This is a genomic window from Bradyrhizobium sp. PMVTL-01, from assembly GCF_051861855.1.
In the GTDB taxonomy this organism is placed as follows: Bacteria; Pseudomonadota; Alphaproteobacteria; order Rhizobiales; family Xanthobacteraceae; genus Bradyrhizobium.
Genome location: NZ_CP193982.1, coordinates 5062215 through 5079882, shown reverse-complemented (window position 1 = coordinate 5079882; position 17668 = coordinate 5062215). Strand labels below are relative to the sequence as shown.

The following is a 17668-nucleotide window of genomic DNA, read 5'->3' as shown; positions in this document are numbered from 1 at the left end:
ATGCGGACGCGCATCGCCCTGCTGCGCGCCCATCCTCTTGAGACCCTTTTGAAAAGCTGGTTTGTTCCGGGCCTGGAAAAGGGGAGGAAACCCATGATGCGTCTTTTTGCGCGAGTGATGCTTGCAATGTGTCTGGCCGTTGCGGCCGGCTTCAATGCACAGGCGCAGACCAAGCCGAGGGTCACCGCGCTGGGACCTGACTTTCCCAAGGCCGCTTTGTTCGTAGGCAACAGCTTCTTCTACTACAACAACGGCATGCCCGGGCATCTCACCTTCATGGAGCGGGCTGCTGACGCCGAGAACAAGGCGGCCTATCGCAACACAATGGTCACGATCGGCGGCTCCGGCCTCGACTGGCACGACATGGACAATCTGCTGCGGCCGGGCGGCATCGGCGCCTATTCCTTCGACGAGCAGAACGTCGTCATCTTCAACAAGCCGGGCAAGCAGTTCGACGCCGTCGTGATGATGGATTGCAGCCAGTGCCCGATCCATCCACAGTTGAAGGACGCGTTCACGACCTTCGCGAAGAAGGACAGCGAGATCGTCCGCGCCCACGGCATGCGGCCGGTGTTTTTCATGTCCTGGGCCTATGCCGACAAGCCGGAGATGACGGAAGCACTGGCCGAGGCCTATACGCTCGCCGGCAATGCCAACGAAGCGCTCGTCATCCCCGCCGGCCTTGCCTTCGCGCGCGTCCGCAAGCTTGCGCCCGAACTCAATCTCTACGCGCCGGACAAGCGGCATCCGAGCCCGGCAGGCACGTATCTGGCCGCCTGCGTGACCTTCGCCGCGCTGACCGGACGCACGCCGGTCGGCAATTCCTACAACATGGGCCTCGATGCGGAGACGACGCAGCTCTTGCAAAAGGCGGCGTGGGACACCGTGCAGGACTATTACGGACGATAGCCTCTAGCGCGGTAGGCCACGCCTTGCGGTTTGCGCTTTGCGCAGTCCGCAAAGCTGACCCTACGACATCATCGTTCCTTCAACGCCACCCACGCCGGCGCATGATCGCTCGCGCCATCCTCGCCACGGACCTTCTTGTCGACGCCGGCCTTCGCCAGCCGCGAGGCGAGCGCAGGGCTGAGCAGGAGATGATCGAGCCGCAGCCCCGCATCGCGCGGCCAGCGGTTGCGCTTGTAATCCCAGAACGTGTAGATGCGCTTCTCCGGATGCAACGCGCGGATCGCATCGCACCAGCCTTGTTCAACCAGCGAGGCAAACGCCGCGCGGCTCTTCGGCTGGATCAGCGCATCCTTGTCGCATGAGCGCGTCGGATAGATGTCGATCTCCGTTGGCGCGACGTTGTAGTCGCCGGCGAGCACCACGGGCAGATCCTGCTTGATGAAGGTCTTCGCGTGGCGCTTGAGCCGTGCGAACCAGTCGAGCTTGTAGTCGAATTTCGGCCCCGGCTGCGGATTGCCGTTGGGCAGGTAGATGCTGGTCACGATGATGCCGCGCACTGCGGCCTCGATGTAGCGTGCCTCGTGATCGTCGCGGTCACCCGGCAGGCGATCGCGCGTGAGCAACGGCTCGGTGTTGCGGGCAAGGATGGCGACGCCGTTCCAGGTTTTTTGTCCCCACCACGCCACGCCGTAGCCGGCCTTTTCGATGGCCGCCGCCGGAAAGTCGCCATCACTCGCCTTCAACTCCTGAAGCGCGACCACATCGGGCTTCGTCGCGCGCAGCCATGCCAACAGATTGGGCAGGCGGCGGTTGACGTTGTTGATGTTGAATGTCGCGATCTTCATGTAGAGCTACCGGCTCCTGCCTGCCGTGTTCCGGAGATACCATGTCCAAGTTGAGCTTTGCCGCCATTGCATTCGTCGTCGCGTTCTCCGGGGCCACTTCGGCACAGTCAGCCGAAACGCGCGGTGCCTGCAAGGCGGACTACGACAAATTCTGCGCCGGCATCGCGCCGGGCGGCGGCATCGTCGCCTGTCTCAACGCCAAGCGCGACCAGCTCAGCACCACCTGCAAGGCGGCGCTGGACAGCAGGAAGAAGAAGTAGGCAAGCGTCGTCTAGCCCGACAGCGGCGCGGCTGAGGGCTGCTCGATCGGCGGCGGTGAGGGCGGCTGCGCGACGTTCAGCGCGGGCTCCGGCGTTACCAGCGGCTCGACCACGTTGCCGCCCTTGTAGACGCGGGCATAGCGGTGGCCGAGGCTGGTCAGCACCTCGTAGCCGATCGTGCCGAAATGATGCGCGAGCTCGTCTACGGTGATGCCTTCGCCGAGCAGCGTCACCATGTGGCCGCGCCGCACCGCGTTCGGCGGCAGATCGGTGATGTCGATGGCAATCAGGTCCATGGAGACGCGGCCCGCAATGGGGCAGCGCTTGCCCGCGACGATCACCTCGGCGCCGCGCGTGCCGTCGTTGGAGCTGGCGGCGCGGAAATAGCCGTCGGCATAGCCGACCGCGATGATCGCGAGCTTGGTCGGCCGACGCGCGGTCCAGGTGCCGCCATAGCCGACGCCTTCGCCGCGCTCGACATTGCGGATCTGCACGATGCGCGCCTTGAGGTCGACGACCGGCTGCATCGGATTGTCGGCTTCCGGCGTCGGGTTGACGCCATAGAGCGCCGCACCCGGCCGCACCATGTCGAACTGGAAGGGCGCGCCCAGGAAGATGCCGGAGGAATTGGCGAGCGCGGCCGGCACGCCGGAAAATTCGCTGGCGATGGCGCGGAAGGAAGCGAGCTGCTTGGCGTTGACGGGGCTGTTGAGCTGCTCGGCCGAGACCAGATGGCTCATCACCAGCGTGATGCCGTGATCGCCGGCATTGATGCGGGGGATGATGGCCTGCGCTTCCGACAGCGTCAGCCCGAGCCGGTTCATGCCGGTGTCGATGTGGATTGCGGCGCCGCCGTTCCAGCCGGTGCGGCGGCAGAACACGTCCCACTCGGCGAGCTCGTTGAGATCGCCGATCACCGGCCGGCAGTTGATCTGGGCGTAGTGCTCGCCGGTGTTCTGGAAATAACCGCCGAGCACGTAGATCGTGGGCTCCGGCACGGCCGCGCGCACCTTGCGCGCTTCCTCGATGGTGGCAACGAAGAAGGTCCTGCAGCCGGCCTTGCTCAGTGCGCGCGCGACCTGCTCGGCGCCGCAGCCATAGGCGTTGGCCTTGATCACCGCCGAGCATTCGGCCGGCACCGCCGTCTTCTCGAGCTTGCGCCAGTTGGCGATGATCGCGTCGAGATCGACGGTGAGCACGCCGCCATAGGCAGCGAGCGCGGTCGCCTGATTGGCCTCCGCGGAGAGAAGGCCGGATTGCGGGTTCATTTTCTGGTCGGACGCCATTGTCATGGCGCCGTTTTACGCAAGAGGCAGGTCTGGTTCAAGGAACTCAGTAGTCGTTGCCGCTGCGGGCCGGCAGCTGACTGTCAGGCGCGAGGTCGCCGAACCGCGTGACCGAGGCTTCGAACGCCAAATCGACGGTGCCCGTCGGGCCGTGGCGCTGCTTGCCGATGATGACCTCGGCCTTTCCGTGCGCAAGACTCATGTCCAGCTGCCACTTCTCGTGTTCAGGCGTGCCCGGGCGGGGCTCCTTCATCGCGAGGTAATATTCCTCGCGGTAGACGAACAGCACGACGTCGGCGTCCTGCTCGATCGATCCGGATTCACGCAGGTCGGAGAGCTGCGGCCGTTTGTCGTCGCGCGATTCGACCTGGCGTGAGAGCTGGGACAGCGCGATCACGGGAACGTTGAGCTCCTTGGCGAGCGCCTTCAGGCTGGTCGTGATCTCCGTGATTTCCTGTACGCGGCTGTCGCCGGCGCGCTTGCTGGAGCCCGACAGCAGCTGGATGTAGTCGATCACGAGCAGATCGAGGCCCTTCTGGCGCTTGAGCCGGCGCGCGCGCGCCATCAGCTGCGCGATCGACAGGCCGCCGGTCGCGTCGACATAGAACGGCAGTGATTGCAGCTCGATCGAGACCTCCCTGATCTTCTCGAAATCGGCTTCCGAGATGCCGCCGCGGCGGATGTGGGAGGAGGGAATGCCGGTGCGCTCGGCCACGATACGCGTGGCGAGCTGGTCGGCCGACATTTCGCAGGAAAAGAAACCGATCACGCCACCATTGGCGGCCTTCATGGTGCCGTCGGCCTGGAGCTCGCCGACATAGGCTCGCGCGACGTTGTAAGCGATATTGGTCGCCAGCGACGTCTTGCCCATGCCGGGGCGTCCTGCGACGATGATGAGGTCGGAGTGCTGCAGGCCGCCCATCTTGGTGTCGAGATCCCGCATGCCCGTCGAGATACCGGACAGCTTTCCGTCGCGCTGGAACGCTTTCGCTGCGAGATCGACGGCAACCGTCAGCGCCTGCGAGAATTTCTGAAAGCCGCCGTCATAGCGGCCGGACTCGGCGAGCTCGTAGAGGCGGCGCTCGGCGTCCTCGATCTGCGCCCGCGGTGCGAAGTCGACCGGTGCGTCATAGGCGACATTGACCATGTCTTCGCCGATGCCGATCAGGTCGCGCCTGAGCGACAGGTCGTAGATGGTTCGACCGTAGTCCTGGGCGTTGATGATCGTGGTCGCTTCGGCCGCCAGACGCGCCAGATACTGCCCGATGGTCATGCCGCCGACATCGGTATCGGCGGGCAGGAACGTCTTCAGCGTGACGGGTGTGGCGATCTTGCCCATCCGGATCAAGCTACCGGCCGTCTCGAAGATAGTCTGGTGGAGCGGCTCGAAGAAATGTTTCGCCTCAAGGAAGTCCGAGACCCGGTAGAAGGCGTCATTGTTGACCAGGATCGCGCCCAAAAGGCTCTGTTCCGCCTCGATATTATGCGGCGCGCTTCGATAGGCCGGAGTTCCGGCCTCGGGCGCGAGTTTGAGGACGTTCGAATCAGTGGGGGCCATGGTTGGACGTGCTTAGCAATTTTCTTGGGCAGATGCGGGGCCGGGATAAAGCGCCGCCTGACGCCAAAGCGGAAGCGAAAGCTGTCCGCTATCAACCGCTCAGTTAAAATGGTGGATGATTAGCAGCCGCAGCATGCGCCGCCCTTGACGGATTTTGACGGAACTCGCCCGCTCACAGACAGCCGGGACCCCGCCGTGGAAAAATCCTGAAGTCATGAACCTTATGGATTGGCGCGTAGACCCATCTGGAAGCGCGCGAAATGACGCGCACGGACCGGCTTCGGCTCGGCTTCAGACCAGCAGGAGGTAGACCAGCGCAACCAGCGCCGCCCCAACGCCCGTAACGATCAGGGCGTAATCGGTGCGGAGGTCGTCCTGCACGTCGAATGAGGATTGAGTCTGTTTGCTCATGGCGACGGTCTAAGTCGGACCCGACCAGACTTATGTGAAACAGATCACATCGCCCCCGGAATATTTCGGGGTAGGGCCGGAACAGGCAGGCGGGCCGGGGATTGTCCCAACCCGCGACGGGAAGACGAGGCGAGCGATGCGGCCAGAACGGCAGCAGAAGATCTGGCGGACCGAGGCAGGCAGCCGACTGTGGCTGTCGGGGCTGATCGCAGCCATGCAGCACGCCGAGCGCCCCGAAGTGCGCCGCCAGCCGGTCGCACCCGAGATCCTGGCGGAACTGCGGGCGCAGTTGGCGTCGACAGCCTCTTTCCGCGCCTCCCCGATATCGACCCTGCGTCATTAGAACCTATTCACCTGCCAGCTTCAGCCTTGTCGTGGCGCCGCGTTCGATGGCCCGCAAGCGGGATTCATTGCGTGCGATGTAGTCACGGGTGATCGGCACCACGCCCTGACGCTTGGTGAGCTGGATCTGGAAGTTCATCATGGCCTGCTTCCGGAACGTCATTTCGCAGGCCGCCAGATAAAACTCCCACATCAGCGCGAAGCGCTCGTCGTAAAGCTGCACCGCCTCCTCGCGCCGGGCCATGAAGCGCTCCCGCCAGGCCTTAAGCGTCTCGGCATAATGCAGGCGCAGGATCTCGATGTCGCAGACCAGAAGGCCCGCACGCTCGATCGCCGGCAGCACCTCGGACAAAGCGGGGATGTAGCCGCCGGGGAAGATGTATTTGGCAATCCAGGGATTGGTCGAATCAGGCCCTTGCGAACGGCCGATCGAGTGCAGCAGCATGACACCGTCCTCGTTCAGGAGTTCGGCGCACCGCTGGAAGTAGGCATCGTAGAACCTCGCCCCGACGTGCTCGAACATGCCGACAGAGACGATGCGGTCAAACGGCCCATCGATGTCGCGATAGTCTTGGAGCAGGAACCTGGCCGATCCGGTCAGGCCCTTTTCGGCGGCGCGCGCATTGGCGATTTGCAGCTGCTCGGTGGACAGCGTGACGCCGGTGACGTCGGCACCCGCGATCTCGGCGAGATAGAGCCCGAGCCCGCCCCAGCCCGAGCCGATGTCGAGCACGCGCTGGCCGGGCTTGAGGAGCAGCTTTGCGGCGATGTGGCGCTTCTTGGCGAGCTGCGCATCGTCTAGCGTCGCGTCCTGCGTCTCGAAATAGGCGCAGCTATATTGCTTGTCGGCATCGAGGAAGAGCGAATAGAGCCGGGCGTCGAGATCGTAATGATGGGCGACATTGGCGCGGGAACGCGAGCGCGGATTGAATTGTTTCAGGTGCCGCGTCAGGTAGCGCAGGTGCCACCAGGGCTTGGCCCACTGCGGCAATAGGTCGGGTTGATTGAGCAGGATCGCCAGGGCATCAGCTATGGCGCCGCGTTCGACCACGAACTCGCCGTCCATATAGGCCTCGCCAAGCCCGAGTTCGGGATTGACGAGGACCTTCCGTTCCGCTTCCGGGGTGACGAAGCGCACCGCGACCGGCTCCCCAGAGCCGTCGCCGACAGTGAACTTCGCCCCCGCCGACGTGGTCACCGTCATCGACCCGCGACGGATGAATTGAGACAAGAATCGACGCAACAAACGGTCCATCGACACCTTCCTCTCGAGCGAACCCGAAGAGATGCGACTAAGCCGGTCTTCACATCTGACGCCCAGGTCCCGCTCGGGTTCCTATGCGTTTGCATCCAAATCTAGGGAGACTGTTCCACACGCGCTATTGCGTTGTGTTCAATGCGGATATTCGAAAAGCGCTTAACCACAGCTTGCGCGGGCAGCCTGCTTCCATTCGCGGCTCAATTCGCTAAAAGGTGACCCGCCGGCGGGCCGGATTGCCGGTTGCGCGGAAAATCAATGGAGATGATGGGAATGTCGAGCCGAGCGCTTAGCCTCGCGACGGTACTGCTTCTGATCGGCTTCGGCGCGACCGATGCTGTCCTTGCGCAGGCGACGAACCTCGAGGCCGGCAAGACCCCGTCCCAGCTCTTCGCCCAGACCTGCAATGCCTGCCACAAGAGCCCGCGCGGGCTACTGAAGTCCGTGGCTCCGGGCTCGCTGCCGGGCTTCCTGCGCCAGCACTACACCACGAGCCCGGACATGGCGGGCGTCCTCGCCTCCTATCTCGTCTCCAACGGTGCTACCGACACCCGCTACAAGGCCAAGGACGGCAAGAAGGACGGGGCCAAGGAAAAGGAAGCGGCCACCGCCCCAGGCCAGACGCCCGAGCATCAGGGCCGCCATCAGCGCTCTCAGGAGGCCGCCAAGCCGGAGGGCGAGGGCGCAACTCCGTCCGCTGAGGGGCGCCAGAAGCGCGCCGCGCGGCCTGCCGAGGAGGGCACCAAACCCGAGGGGCAGCCGGCGCCGGAGGGACGCAAGGGCAAGCGTCGCGGCAAGCCTGGGACCGAAGACGCAGCGAAGATCGACGCCGCCGCGCCGGCCACTGAAGACAAGAACAGTGAGCCGAAGGCCGAAGCCAAGCCCGAGACCGCGAAGGTGGACTCCGGTGAACCCAAATCCGAAACCAAACCGTCCGAAAAGCCCGAGGCCAAGCCGGATACAGCCACGGTCGAGCCGCGCGGCAACGAAGCTCCGGCGCTGCGGCCCGATCCGGTGCCGCAGGTGACGCCGGCCTCGCCGGGCGTGCCCAAGGTGGAAGAGGCGGCTCCGAAGCCGGCTGCGCCTGCCGCAAGCTCCGAACCCCCGGCCAAGCCGCAGGAGCCGGCCGCGACTGCTGCGGCCCCCCCGCCGGCGGAATCCTCCGGCCCGCCGGCCCCCCCGATCTCGCGGTAAGCTCCATTCTCCAATTCGACTTGCGACGGCCGCGTCTGTTGGCGGCGGGGCTCGCCGTGTTCGATCGCGTCGGATTTGACGGCGCGACGGTGGCGGCGATCCGCAGCAAAGCCCGTGCCTCCAACGGCAGCTTCTTTCACGCGTTCAGCTCGCAGAAGGAATTGGCGGGTGCGCTGTTCCTCGAGGTGCTCAGGCAATATCACGCGGCAGTGCTGGCGGCGCTCGACCCGGTCGCGGATGCCGGGCCGGGCATCGACCGCCTGATCCGCGCGCACCTCGACTGGGTGGTCACCAGTCGGCGCGAGGCACGCTATCTCTTCGAGATCTCGCGCAACGACTGGGGCGAGGACGTCCGGAATGCCCAGCGCGCGCAAATGCGCGTGCCGAGGGGATCGAGCGCTGGCGCGCGCCGCTGGTCGCAAATGGCGAGTTCCTGCCGATGACGCCGGTGCTGTTCGTCAGCCAGCTGATCGGCCCCGCACAGATTTTTTGCGGCGCCCTCCTGTCGGGGCGTGATCGCGCCGATCCCGCTGCGAAGCCGACTCGCTGATTGCCTGCGCCAACCGCGCGCTGGGCCCAACCGATCGCATCAACAAGCAATAAGGAGAGGCCTCATGCGAGCCGAAGCAGATCCCGACTTTGCGCCGATCGCCGCGCGCATCCGTGCCAATGTCGGCCGGCAGGGTTTTATGAATTTGGTCGGCGCCGAGCTGTCGGAATTGTCGCGCGGCACCTGCACCATCGCGGTGGAGCGGCGGCCGGAGCTGTTGCAGCAGCACGGCTTCTTCCACGGCGGCGTCACTGCCTTTCTGGTCGACAATGCCACGACGATAGCGGCGGCCACTTCGCGCGGTCAGCCGGCCCTGACGGCGGAATACAAGCTCAATTTGTTGTCGCCGGGGGTCGGCGACAAGCTGATCTGCCGCGCCAGGGTGATCAAGCCCGGCCGCCAGGTCTCGGTGGTCGCCGCTGACGTGTTCTGCGTCAGTGATGGCGTGGAGAAGCATACGGCAACGGCGCTCGCCTCGATCGCGATGCTGAGCGAGGATGTCGCCGCCAAAACGAAAAGCCCGGCCGCGTGAACGGCCGGGCTTCGATGCCTGCGTGAGGGCGAGGCCTACTTCTCTTCCGCAGCCGGAGCCGGCTCGACCTCGTCGTGCTGGGCTTCCGGATCGAAGAACTCGCCGGCGGCGGCGATCGCCTCGGCGGCTGCGTCGCGGTCCTCGTTGCGGGTCGAGATGTCCTCGCCGCGGTTGATGCGCTCGGCCTCGTCCTGGCTGCGCGCAACCGTGACGGTGACCTCGACCTCGACCTCGGGGTGAATGGCGACGGTGATCGCGTGCTTACCGATGGTCTTGATTGGCGCGTCGAGCTGCACCTGCGGACGGGCCAGCGAAACGCCGTCGGCCTCGAAGGCGGAAACCACGTCGCGCACCGTGACGGAGCCGAACAGCTGGCCGGCTTCGGAGGCCTGACGGATCACGATGATGTTCTTGCCCTCGATCTTCTCGGCGACCTTGGACGCCTCGGCCTTGGAGGCGAGGTTGCGGGCCTCGAGGTCGGCCTTCATGCCGTCATACTTGGCACGGTTGTCGGCGGTGGCGCGCAGCGCCTTGCCGCGCTTGAGCAGGAAATTGCGGGCGTAGCCGTCGCGAACCTTCACGACTTCGCCCATCTGGCCGAGCTTGTTGACGCGTTCCAGCAAAATGACTTCCATATTCATTCTCCTTTGAAGTGCTCTGGGTTTTCAGTTTTCGGGTTGAACTCAAGAGATCGGCAGCGGTGGCGGCTGCCGGCTGCGCAGGAAGCGCTCGCGGAAGCCGAACACGGCGTCCGCAAGACCGAGGATCACCATCGCGATGACGGGCCATCCGAACACGACCACGACCGCATAGGTCGAGCCGAGCCAGAAGGTGCGGCTCTTCAGCGCGAGCGTCAGCGTATGCAGTACGGCAAAGCCGGTGAGCGCGTAGCCCATCATCAGCGCCGCCGTGGTGATCTGCGCGACGATCGCGAGCAGCCCGCCGGTGAAGCAGAAGGCGAGCGTGACGCACAGCGCCACCAGCGTCATCGGCGGCAGCTCCGCGGTCTTCAGATCCGGCCAGGGACGGTGCAGCCGGCCCGATGTCGCCGTCACCTTGGCGCTGAGCCAGAGGTTGAGAGTCAGCGTCATCATCGCGACGATGGTCGCTGCGGCCGGCGCGATGCGCACCAGCGCCTCGACGAACTGGCTGGCTTCGGCGGAGGTCTGCGGATCGGTGGCGCGGAGGATGCGCATCAGGCCGCGCTGCAATGTGCCGGTGATGGTCTCGGCATCGGTGCCGAGCGTAAGCAGGGCTGCGACGGTGGTGAGCGCAGCGAAGCCGGCGATCCACAGCAGGATGCGGCCGACCGGGTACCACTCGAGCTCGGGCTCGGCTGACGGCTCGGTGGCCGAAGTGTCTGCCGCGACGGGGCTGACCTGCCGGCTGAGCAGGACGAGATGGCCGAGCCACCAGGCCGGCAGCGCGACGGTGACGGCGAAAGCGATGCAGTAGGGCAGGCCGAACAGGGCGCCAAGGCCCACCGCAGCAGCGATGCCGCCAAGGCTCGCGCAGAGCGGTCCCCAGCCGATCGAGGCGACCATCAAGGGCAGCGGCGCGAGATAGAACAGGACGAGCGAGATCAGCGCGCCCGAAACGATCGAGGCGAACATCAGGGCCGACGCAGCGCCGGCGACCAGGGCTATCAGTCCAAAGGCCATCATCAGCTGTCCCGCTCCCTTCGAGCGGTTAGAGGCGTCCTGCCCCAACCATCGGCGACCGGGCGATCCGGAAGCCTTATGAGTTCGAAAAAATGGCGACCGGCGGCGTTATGGCCGCCGGTCGAATTGGTCGTATCAGCGAATGACGTAGGGCAGCAGGCCGAGGAATCGCGCGCGCTTGATGGCGCGGGCGAGCTCACGCTGCTTCTTCGCGGACACCGCGGTGATGCGGCTCGGCACGATCTTGCCGCGCTCGGACACGTAACGCATCAAGAGCTTGGAGTCCTTGTAGTCGATCTTCGGCGCATTGGCGCCCGTGAACGGGCAGCTCTTGCGACGACGGAAAAACGGACGGCGTGCACCAGCTTCAGCCATTGGTCTTACTCCCCTTCCGTCGTTTCAGCTTCTTCGCGCGGACGGCGCGGGCCGCGATCACCGCGGAAGCCACCGTCGCGGTCGCCGCCACGGAAACCACCCTCGCGGTCGCCACGGAAGCCGCCTTCGCGCTCGCCGCGGAAGCCGCCGCCACGGTCGTCACGCTCGCGATCACGGTCGGCCTTGCGCATCATCGCGGACGGGCCTTCCTCGAGCTCCTCGACGCGGACGCTGAGATAGCGGATCACGTCTTCGCTGATGCGCTCCTGGCGCTCGATCTCGGCGATCGCCGCGGACGGCGCGTCGATGTTGAGCAGCACGAAGTGCGCCTTGCGGTTCTTGTTCATGCGGTAAGTGAGGGAGCGAACGCCCCAATTCTCGGTCTTGGTGACCTTGCCGCCGAGACCTTCGACGATGCCGGTCATCTGCGCAGTCAGCTCTTCGACCTGCTGCGGGCTCGCGTCCTGACGCGCGAGAAAGACATGCTCGTAAAGAGGCATGGAAGTCCTTTCCTCATGTTGGCGCATCGCCCGGCGTCAAGCCCTTAAGAGACCTTCGGAAAGGACTCTGGGATGAAGCTCAGAAGGCGGAAACACGGGACGACGGGCCGACTGGCCCTGCCACACCAAAATCACGAATGATTTGCTGAGACCGTCCGTTCAGCTCCCGGCCGGGGTCTGCGGATGCGCGCCTTATACGGATTTTGGCCGGCTTTGCAAGGTTCGGTGCCAGGTTTTGGCTTGGGTCTCCGGTGCTGAGCCGGGATCGGTCCTATCATACCATATCCGCCGCTTGATCTATTTGTTTGTATAGCATACAAATAACCGGAAGAGGGAACCCCGATGGCGGAAAAGTCGGCCTATGAGCCGTTTGAGGCGGCTGGCGATCCCAAGCACACGGCCCGTGCTACGCGCTCGGCCGGCCGCAAGATGCGCTCGCGGCTGCTGGACGCGGCAAGCCCGCTGTTTCGGGAGCGGGGACTATCGGGCGCCTCGATCACAGACATCGCGGCCGCCGCGAACGCATTCCCGAGCCAGATCACCTATTATTTCCGCACCAAGGAGGCGCTGTTCGTCGAATGCGCCTGCCGCGACCTCCTGTACCTGGCCCGTGCGACCGAGCAGGCCGCGCTGAGGGCGCGCACGCCGCGGGAGTACACCCATGCGCTGGCGGAGACGGTGACGGCGAGCGATTCGGTCGCCTTCTTTGCGGAGGCGCTCACCCTGACACGTCGGCGCCAGGATCTGGCGCCGCTGGTCGAGCGCACCATCGAGCGCCTGCACGCCGAGGGGGCGCGGGCCTATGCCGGCCAGGTAGCGAGTCACGGCTGGCGCTCCCTGCGCGCGCCCGACGAGAGCTCGCGACGGTTCTGGGCCGTTGCCATCGGCGTCATCCTCGAAGGCTATGCCATGGGCCGCTCGCCGGATGAGCTCTGCGCCGAGATGCTGCGCGTGCTTGGTGAGCAGGCGAAGTGCGCCGGCGAGGCCGCACGCCTCCGCCTCGTCGACGACCGCGATTCATCCACCCCTGCGGACGAGGAGAGCTAGGTCATGACCGCACTTCGCATGCGTGCCCGCGATTTCCTGACCGAGGACCAGCTCGTCGAGGTGCGCCGGCGCGTGACCTGGAAGGGCGTCGCGCTGATCGCGCATGCCTGGGCGCTGATCATTGCTGCGATCGCGCTGGTGGCGTGGTGGCCCAATCCGCTGACGTATATCCTCGCCGTTGCCATCATCGGCTCGCGCCAGCTGGGCCTTGCGATCCTCATGCATGACGGCGCCCACGGTTGCCTGTCCGCCGACGAGAAAACCAACCTGACGCTGAGCCAGTGGCTCTGTGCCTATCCGATCTTTGCGGAGACACGCGCCTATCGCCGCTATCACCTGCAGCACCACGCGCGCACCCAGCAGGAGGACGATCCCGATCTCGTGCTGTCCGCGCCGTTTCCGATCACGCAGTTGAGCTACCGCCGCAAGTTCATTCGCGACATCACCGGGCAGACCGGTTACCAGCAGCGCAAGGCGCAGCTGCTCAATGCGCTTGGGCCGAAGGACTGGCCGTGGCGCGAGCGTCTGGCGCATTTCTGGGAGAAGCTCGGTCCGCAATGCATGGTCAATGCGGCGATGTTCGCAGCGCTGGCTGCGGCCGGCGTGTGGTGGGCCTATCCGCTGCTATGGCTGGTGCCTCTGCTGACCTGGATGATGGTCATCACCCGCATCCGCAACATCGCCGAGCATGCCGTCGTGCCTGACAGCAGCGATCCCCTGCGCAACACCCGCACCACGCACGCCAATTTTCTCGAGCGGCTGTTCATCGCGCCGTATTACGTGAACTACCACCTCGAGCATCATCTGTTGTTCTACGTGCCGTGCTACAATCTGCCCAGGGTGCATCGGCTGCTCAGCGCGAGCCGGCATGCCGGGCGCATGGAGGTGCAGCCGAACTATGCCGCCGTGCTGCGGCTCGCCACGGCCAAGCCGAACCGCGACGACCGACCGGGACAGCTGGTCAACAGCGCGCGCCGGGCGCGGGCGGGCGCCGAGGTCGATGCCAACCAGACGGCCGGCGGGTTTTGAGGGACGGCATTCCCGGTTGGACGCCGGTCGCACTTCCCCTTCTTGGCTTGACATTCCAGCCTCGGACGGTGTCTACGGCCCCCTTCAGAGCATGAACGGGAACCAAGACCTGGGCCGGACGTAGTCGGCTGCCGGTTCTCGATACAGCGGCTCAAGCGATCCAGGGGAGCGCCGATGACGGCAGCATTCACATTTCCCGGCCAGGGGTCCCAGGCCGTCGGTATGGGCAAGGCCCTGGCCGACGCCTTTCCGGTGGCACGCGCCGTGTTCGACGAGGTCGATGCCGCACTTGGGGAGAAGCTCACGGCCACGATCTGGGATGGTCCGGCCGAGACCCTCCAGCTCACCGAGAATGCCCAGCCGGCGCTCATGGCGGTGTCCATCGCCACCCTGCGCGTGCTGGAGGCTGAAGCCGGTTTTTCCGTGCGGCGGGACGCCGCCTTCGTCGCCGGTCACTCGCTCGGTGAATATTCCGCGCTGGCCGCAGCCGGCAGCCTGACCGTCTCCGACACGGCCCGGTTGCTTCGCACCCGCGGTCTCGCAATGCAAAAAGCCGTGCCGGTCGGCGCCGGTGCGATGGCCGCACTGCTCGGCCTCGATTACGAGGCCGCCATGGAGGTCGCGGGCGAGGCGGCGCAGGGGCAGGTCTGCCAGGCCGCCAATGACAATGGCGGCGGACAGGTGGTCGTCTCCGGCGACAAGGCGGCGGTCGATCGCGCCGTCGAGATCGCCAAGACCAGGGGCGCCAAGCGCGCCATGCTGCTGCCGGTGTCCGCGCCGTTCCATTGCAAGCTGATGCAGCCGGCGGCCGACGCCATGGCCGAGGCGCTGGCCAAGGTCACGATCAAGGCGCCGGCGGCGCCGCTGGTGTCGAACGTGCTGGCGAGCGCCGTCACCGATCCCGACGAGATTCGCCGCCGCCTGGTCGAGCAGGTCACCGGTACGGTGCGCTGGCGCGAGTCGGTTGCCTATATGGCTGGGCAGGGCGTCACCCGCTTCTTCGAGATCGGTGCCGGCAAGGTGCTGACGGGACTCGTCAAGCGTATCGCCGACGGCGCCGTCGGCGTTGCCGTCGGCGGACCGAACGACATTGTCGCCGCCAAGGATGCATTGGCCGCTGCGAAGCAGGCTTAAGTTTACGCACGATCCTTCCGGAAAACCGCTGCACACTTTTCCGGATCGTGCTTTGAAGGAGTTATCGATGTTCGATCTGACTGGCCGAAAGGCGCTCGTCACCGGCGCGACCGGCGGCATCGGCGGCGCGATCGCGCAGGCGCTGCATGCGCAGGGCGCCACCGTCGCGATCTCGGGAACGCGCAAGGAGGTGCTGGACGAGCTTGCCGGCAAGCTCGGCGAGCGCACCCACGTGCTGCCCTGCAATCTCTCCAAGGCCGACGAGGTCGAGGCGCTCGTGCCCGCCGCGGAAGCGGCGATGGGCCAGGTCGACATTCTCGTCGCCAATGCCGGCATCACCCGCGACAATCTCTTCGTGCAGCTTCGCGACGAGGACTGGGAGGAGGTCATCAACGTCAACCTGACCGCGACCTTCCGCCTGGCGCGCGCCGCCACCAAATTGATGATGCGCAAGCGCTTCGGCCGCATCATCGCCATCACCTCGGTGGTCGGCGTCACCGGCAATCCCGGGCAGGGCAACTATACTGCATCGAAGGCGGGCCTGATCGGCATGATCAAGACTCTCGGTGCCGAGTACGCCAAGCGCGGTGTGACCGCGAACTGCATCGCGCCCGGCTTCATCAAGACGCCGATGACGGATGCGCTGAACGACAAGCAGCGCGAGACGATCCTGACCAAGGTTCCGGCTGCCCGCCTGGGGACGCCCGAGGACATCGCGGCGGCCGCCGTCTACCTGAGTTCGAACGAAGCGGCCTACGTCACCGGCCAGACCATTCACGTCAACGGCGGCATGGCCATGATCTGAAGCCCTCGTTCCGCACTGCCCATTTGGGCGGTGCGGGATGCGGCAAACGGCCGTTTCCGGAGCGAAATGAGGCTTGTAGTCAAGGCTGTTGAAGTATGATAACCGGACCTTCAACGGATGGGCAAAGAACGCCATTGCAGGTTTTTGAAACCCTGTATATTGGCGATGCGGAGCCTTGGCCGTCGTTCGCCGGGCCCTGCATCGGTTAGGATGGGGCCAAATCAAAGTTCGTAAGCAAAGGCAAGTAACACGACCACGACGGCTCGTATCGTCCCGGGGGGTCGGGTCTACAGGGAACAACACGAGGTTAAGCAATGAGTGACATTGGCGAGCGGGTTAAGAAGATCGTGGTCGAACACCTTGGTGTTGAACCCGAGAAGGTTGTCGACGCTGCGAGCTTCATCGACGACCTCGGCGCCGACAGTCTGGACACCGTCGAGCTGGTGATGGCGTTCGAAGAAGAATTCGGTTGCGAGATTCCGGACGACGCTGCGGAAACGATTCTCACCGTCGGCGACGCCACGAAGTTTCTCGAGAAGAACGCGAAGAGCTAAGGCTCTTCACTTTCGCGGGGACAACGGTTGAAACCGGACGGGTCGCTTCGCAGCGGCCAGCCGGTTTCTTGTTATTGGCCGTGAATCTTTCGATGCGGAGTTTTCGGATATGAGGCGGGTCGTCGTCACGGGTCTCGGCATGGTCTCGCCCCTCGGCTGTGGCGTCGAGCCGACCTGGAAGCGCATCCTCAATGGCGAAAGCGGCGCGCGCACGATCGAGAGCTTCGATGTGTCCGATCTGCAGACCAAGATCGCCTGCACGGTCGTGCGCGGCGACGGCTCCAACGATAGCTTCAATCCCGACAAATGGATGGAGCCGAAGGACCAGCGCAAGGTCGACGATTTCATCATCTTCGCCATGGCCGCCGCGGGCCAGGCGCTCGACGATGCCAACTGGCATCCCGAATCCGAAGAGGACAAGTGCGCGACCGGCACCATGATCGGGTCGGGCATTGGCGGCCTCAACGGCATCGCCGACACTGCGATCCTCCTGAAGGAGCGGGGGCCGCGCCGGGTGTCGCCGTTCTTCATTCCCGGCCGCCTGATCAATCTCGCCTCCGGCTACGTCTCGATCGCGCACGGGCTGAAGGGCCCGAACCATTCGGTAGTCACGGCCTGCTCGACCGGTGCGCATGCGGTCGGCGATGCCGCCCGACTGATCGCGCTCGGTGATGCCGACGTCATGGTCGCCGGTGGCGCCGAATCGCCGATCAGCCGCATCGGCATTGCCGGCTTCAATGCCGCGCGGGCACTGTCGACCGGCTTCAACGAGACACCCGAGAAGGCCTCGCGTCCCTACGACAAGGACCGCGACGGTTTTGTCATGGGCGAGGGCGCCGGTGTCCTCGTTCTGGAGGAACTGGATCACGCCAAGCGCCGCGGCGCGAAGATCTACGCCGAGGTGATCGGCTATGGTCTGTCGGGCGATGCCTATCACATCACCTCGCCCTCGCCCGATGGCGATGGCGGTTTCCGCAGCATGTCGGCCGCGCTGAAGCGTGCCGGCCTGACGCCGTCCGATCTCGACTACATCAACGCGCACGGGACCTCGACGCCGCTCGGCGACGAGATCGAACTCGGCGCGGTCGAGCGTCTGCTCGGCAATGCCGCCTCCAAGGTTGCGATGTCCTCGACCAAGTCGTCGACCGGCCATCTCCTCGGCGCGGCCGGCGCGATCGAGGCGATCTTCGCCATTCTCGCGATTCGCGATAATGTCGTGCCGCCGACCATCAACCTGGACAATCCGTCGGTCGAGACCGCGATCGATCTCGTACCGCACAAGCCGAAGAAGCGCGAAGTTAATGTCGCCTTGTCGAACTCTTTTGGTTTTGGCGGCACCAATGCGTCGGTGATCGTCCGGCGTTTGACCAGCTAGTTTTCGTTTGAGACTAATCCACCATTTCGCCGTATTCGGCGAT

Annotated in this window: 19 protein-coding genes and 1 pseudogene; 12 read left to right on the top strand and 8 right to left on the bottom strand. The window is 65.1% G+C overall.

The annotated features are described in order from the left end of the window. Positions 1 to 93 precede the first annotated feature (93 nt). Positions 94 to 909 (top strand): DUF4886 domain-containing protein, encoded by an 816-nt coding sequence (locus tag ACRQ5Q_RS24850; protein WP_439375079.1) that lies wholly within the window; start codon positions 94 to 96, stop codon positions 907 to 909. Between the two features lie 68 nt (positions 910 to 977). Here ACRQ5Q_RS24850 and ACRQ5Q_RS24845 read toward each other — a convergent pair whose 3' ends face one another. Next, entirely contained in the window at positions 978 to 1754 is a 777-nt protein-coding gene (locus ACRQ5Q_RS24845; RefSeq protein ID WP_439392622.1) for an exodeoxyribonuclease III, read from the bottom strand. 41 nt (positions 1755 to 1795) lie between these two features. Between ACRQ5Q_RS24845 and ACRQ5Q_RS24840 the strand changes: the two genes are divergently transcribed. Then, complete coding sequence (locus tag ACRQ5Q_RS24840) at positions 1796 to 2014, top strand: hypothetical protein (RefSeq protein WP_439375081.1); 219 nt, start codon at positions 1796 to 1798, stop codon at positions 2012 to 2014. Positions 2015 to 2025: 11 nt separating this feature from the next. On the opposite strand, the gene alr is transcribed toward ACRQ5Q_RS24840, so the two are convergent. Then, the gene (gene alr / locus ACRQ5Q_RS24835) at positions 2026 to 3300 is read right to left on the bottom strand and encodes an alanine racemase (RefSeq protein ID WP_439399862.1); all 1275 of its coding nucleotides are present in this window, start codon (positions 3298 to 3300) and stop codon (positions 2026 to 2028) included. Between the two features lie 46 nt (positions 3301 to 3346). Continuing rightward, entirely contained in the window at positions 3347 to 4858 is a 1512-nt protein-coding gene (locus tag ACRQ5Q_RS24830) for a replicative DNA helicase (protein WP_439375083.1), read from the bottom strand. A 547-nt stretch (positions 4859 to 5405) separates the two neighbouring features. On the opposite strand from ACRQ5Q_RS24830, the gene ACRQ5Q_RS24825 reads away from it, so the two are divergent. After that, positions 5406 to 5612: a transcriptional regulator gene (locus ACRQ5Q_RS24825; protein ID WP_439375084.1), complete on the top strand. Its 207-nt coding sequence runs from the start codon at positions 5406 to 5408 to the stop codon at positions 5610 to 5612. Between the two features lie 3 nt (positions 5613 to 5615). On the opposite strand, the gene ACRQ5Q_RS24820 is transcribed toward ACRQ5Q_RS24825, so the two are convergent. After that, positions 5616 to 6866 carry a class I SAM-dependent methyltransferase gene (locus ACRQ5Q_RS24820; protein ID WP_439375085.1) on the bottom strand — a complete coding sequence of 417 codons (1251 nt, stop codon included), beginning with the start codon at positions 6864 to 6866 and terminating at the stop codon, positions 5616 to 5618. A 276-nt stretch (positions 6867 to 7142) separates the two neighbouring features. Here ACRQ5Q_RS24820 and ACRQ5Q_RS24815 point away from each other — a divergent pair, with 276 nt between their 5' ends. The 3 genes and pseudogenes from ACRQ5Q_RS24815 to ACRQ5Q_RS24805 all read left to right on the top strand — a co-directional run bounded on the left by ACRQ5Q_RS24815 (position 7143) and on the right by ACRQ5Q_RS24805 (position 9145). Further along, positions 7143 to 8063, top strand: a complete 921-nt coding sequence (locus ACRQ5Q_RS24815) for a hypothetical protein (protein ID WP_439392621.1) — start codon at positions 7143 to 7145, stop codon at positions 8061 to 8063. 20 nt (positions 8064 to 8083) lie between these two features. After that, positions 8084 to 8666: pseudogene (locus ACRQ5Q_RS24810) on the top strand (TetR/AcrR family transcriptional regulator). 11 nt (positions 8667 to 8677) lie between these two features. Continuing rightward, a complete protein-coding gene (locus ACRQ5Q_RS24805; protein WP_439392620.1) occupies positions 8678 to 9145 on the top strand; it encodes a PaaI family thioesterase in 468 nt (155 codons plus the stop codon). A gap of 35 nt (positions 9146 to 9180) precedes the next feature. Here ACRQ5Q_RS24805 and rplI read toward each other — a convergent pair whose 3' ends face one another. The 4 genes from rplI to rpsF form a co-directional block, all read right to left on the bottom strand. Beyond that, complete coding sequence (gene rplI / locus ACRQ5Q_RS24800; protein WP_439375088.1) at positions 9181 to 9780, bottom strand: 50S ribosomal protein L9; 600 nt, start codon at positions 9778 to 9780, stop codon at positions 9181 to 9183. Between the two features lie 48 nt (positions 9781 to 9828). Beyond that, positions 9829 to 10809 (bottom strand): DUF2232 domain-containing protein, encoded by a 981-nt coding sequence (locus tag ACRQ5Q_RS24795; protein ID WP_439375089.1) that lies wholly within the window; start codon positions 10807 to 10809, stop codon positions 9829 to 9831. Between the two features lie 132 nt (positions 10810 to 10941). Then, positions 10942 to 11181, bottom strand: a complete 240-nt coding sequence (gene rpsR, locus ACRQ5Q_RS24790; protein WP_007592020.1) for a 30S ribosomal protein S18 — start codon at positions 11179 to 11181, stop codon at positions 10942 to 10944. Between the two features lie 5 nt (positions 11182 to 11186). Continuing rightward, complete coding sequence (gene rpsF, locus ACRQ5Q_RS24785) at positions 11187 to 11681, bottom strand: 30S ribosomal protein S6 (RefSeq protein ID WP_439375090.1); 495 nt, start codon at positions 11679 to 11681, stop codon at positions 11187 to 11189. Positions 11682 to 12023: 342 nt separating this feature from the next. Here rpsF and ACRQ5Q_RS24780 point away from each other — a divergent pair, with 342 nt between their 5' ends. The 6 genes from ACRQ5Q_RS24780 (at position 12024) to fabF (ending at position 17625) form a co-directional block, all read left to right on the top strand. Then, on the top strand, positions 12024 to 12728 hold the full coding sequence (locus ACRQ5Q_RS24780) for a TetR/AcrR family transcriptional regulator C-terminal domain-containing protein (RefSeq protein ID WP_439392619.1): 705 nt from the start codon (positions 12024 to 12026) through the stop codon (positions 12726 to 12728). Between the two features lie 3 nt (positions 12729 to 12731). Then, complete coding sequence (locus ACRQ5Q_RS24775) at positions 12732 to 13757, top strand: fatty acid desaturase family protein (protein WP_439375092.1); 1026 nt, start codon at positions 12732 to 12734, stop codon at positions 13755 to 13757. A 174-nt stretch (positions 13758 to 13931) separates the two neighbouring features. After that, positions 13932 to 14891, top strand: coding sequence for an ACP S-malonyltransferase (fabD, locus tag ACRQ5Q_RS24770; protein ID WP_439392618.1), 960 nt, complete (start codon positions 13932 to 13934; stop codon positions 14889 to 14891). 67 nt (positions 14892 to 14958) lie between these two features. Continuing rightward, the gene (gene fabG / locus ACRQ5Q_RS24765; RefSeq protein WP_439375094.1) at positions 14959 to 15696 is read left to right on the top strand and encodes a 3-oxoacyl-[acyl-carrier-protein] reductase; all 738 of its coding nucleotides are present in this window, start codon (positions 14959 to 14961) and stop codon (positions 15694 to 15696) included. A 314-nt stretch (positions 15697 to 16010) separates the two neighbouring features. Beyond that, positions 16011 to 16250, top strand: coding sequence for an acyl carrier protein (locus ACRQ5Q_RS24760; protein WP_008130699.1), 240 nt, complete (start codon positions 16011 to 16013; stop codon positions 16248 to 16250). Positions 16251 to 16359: 109 nt separating this feature from the next. Then, complete coding sequence (fabF, locus tag ACRQ5Q_RS24755; RefSeq protein ID WP_439375095.1) at positions 16360 to 17625, top strand: beta-ketoacyl-ACP synthase II; 1266 nt, start codon at positions 16360 to 16362, stop codon at positions 17623 to 17625. Positions 17626 to 17668 lie beyond the last annotated feature (43 nt).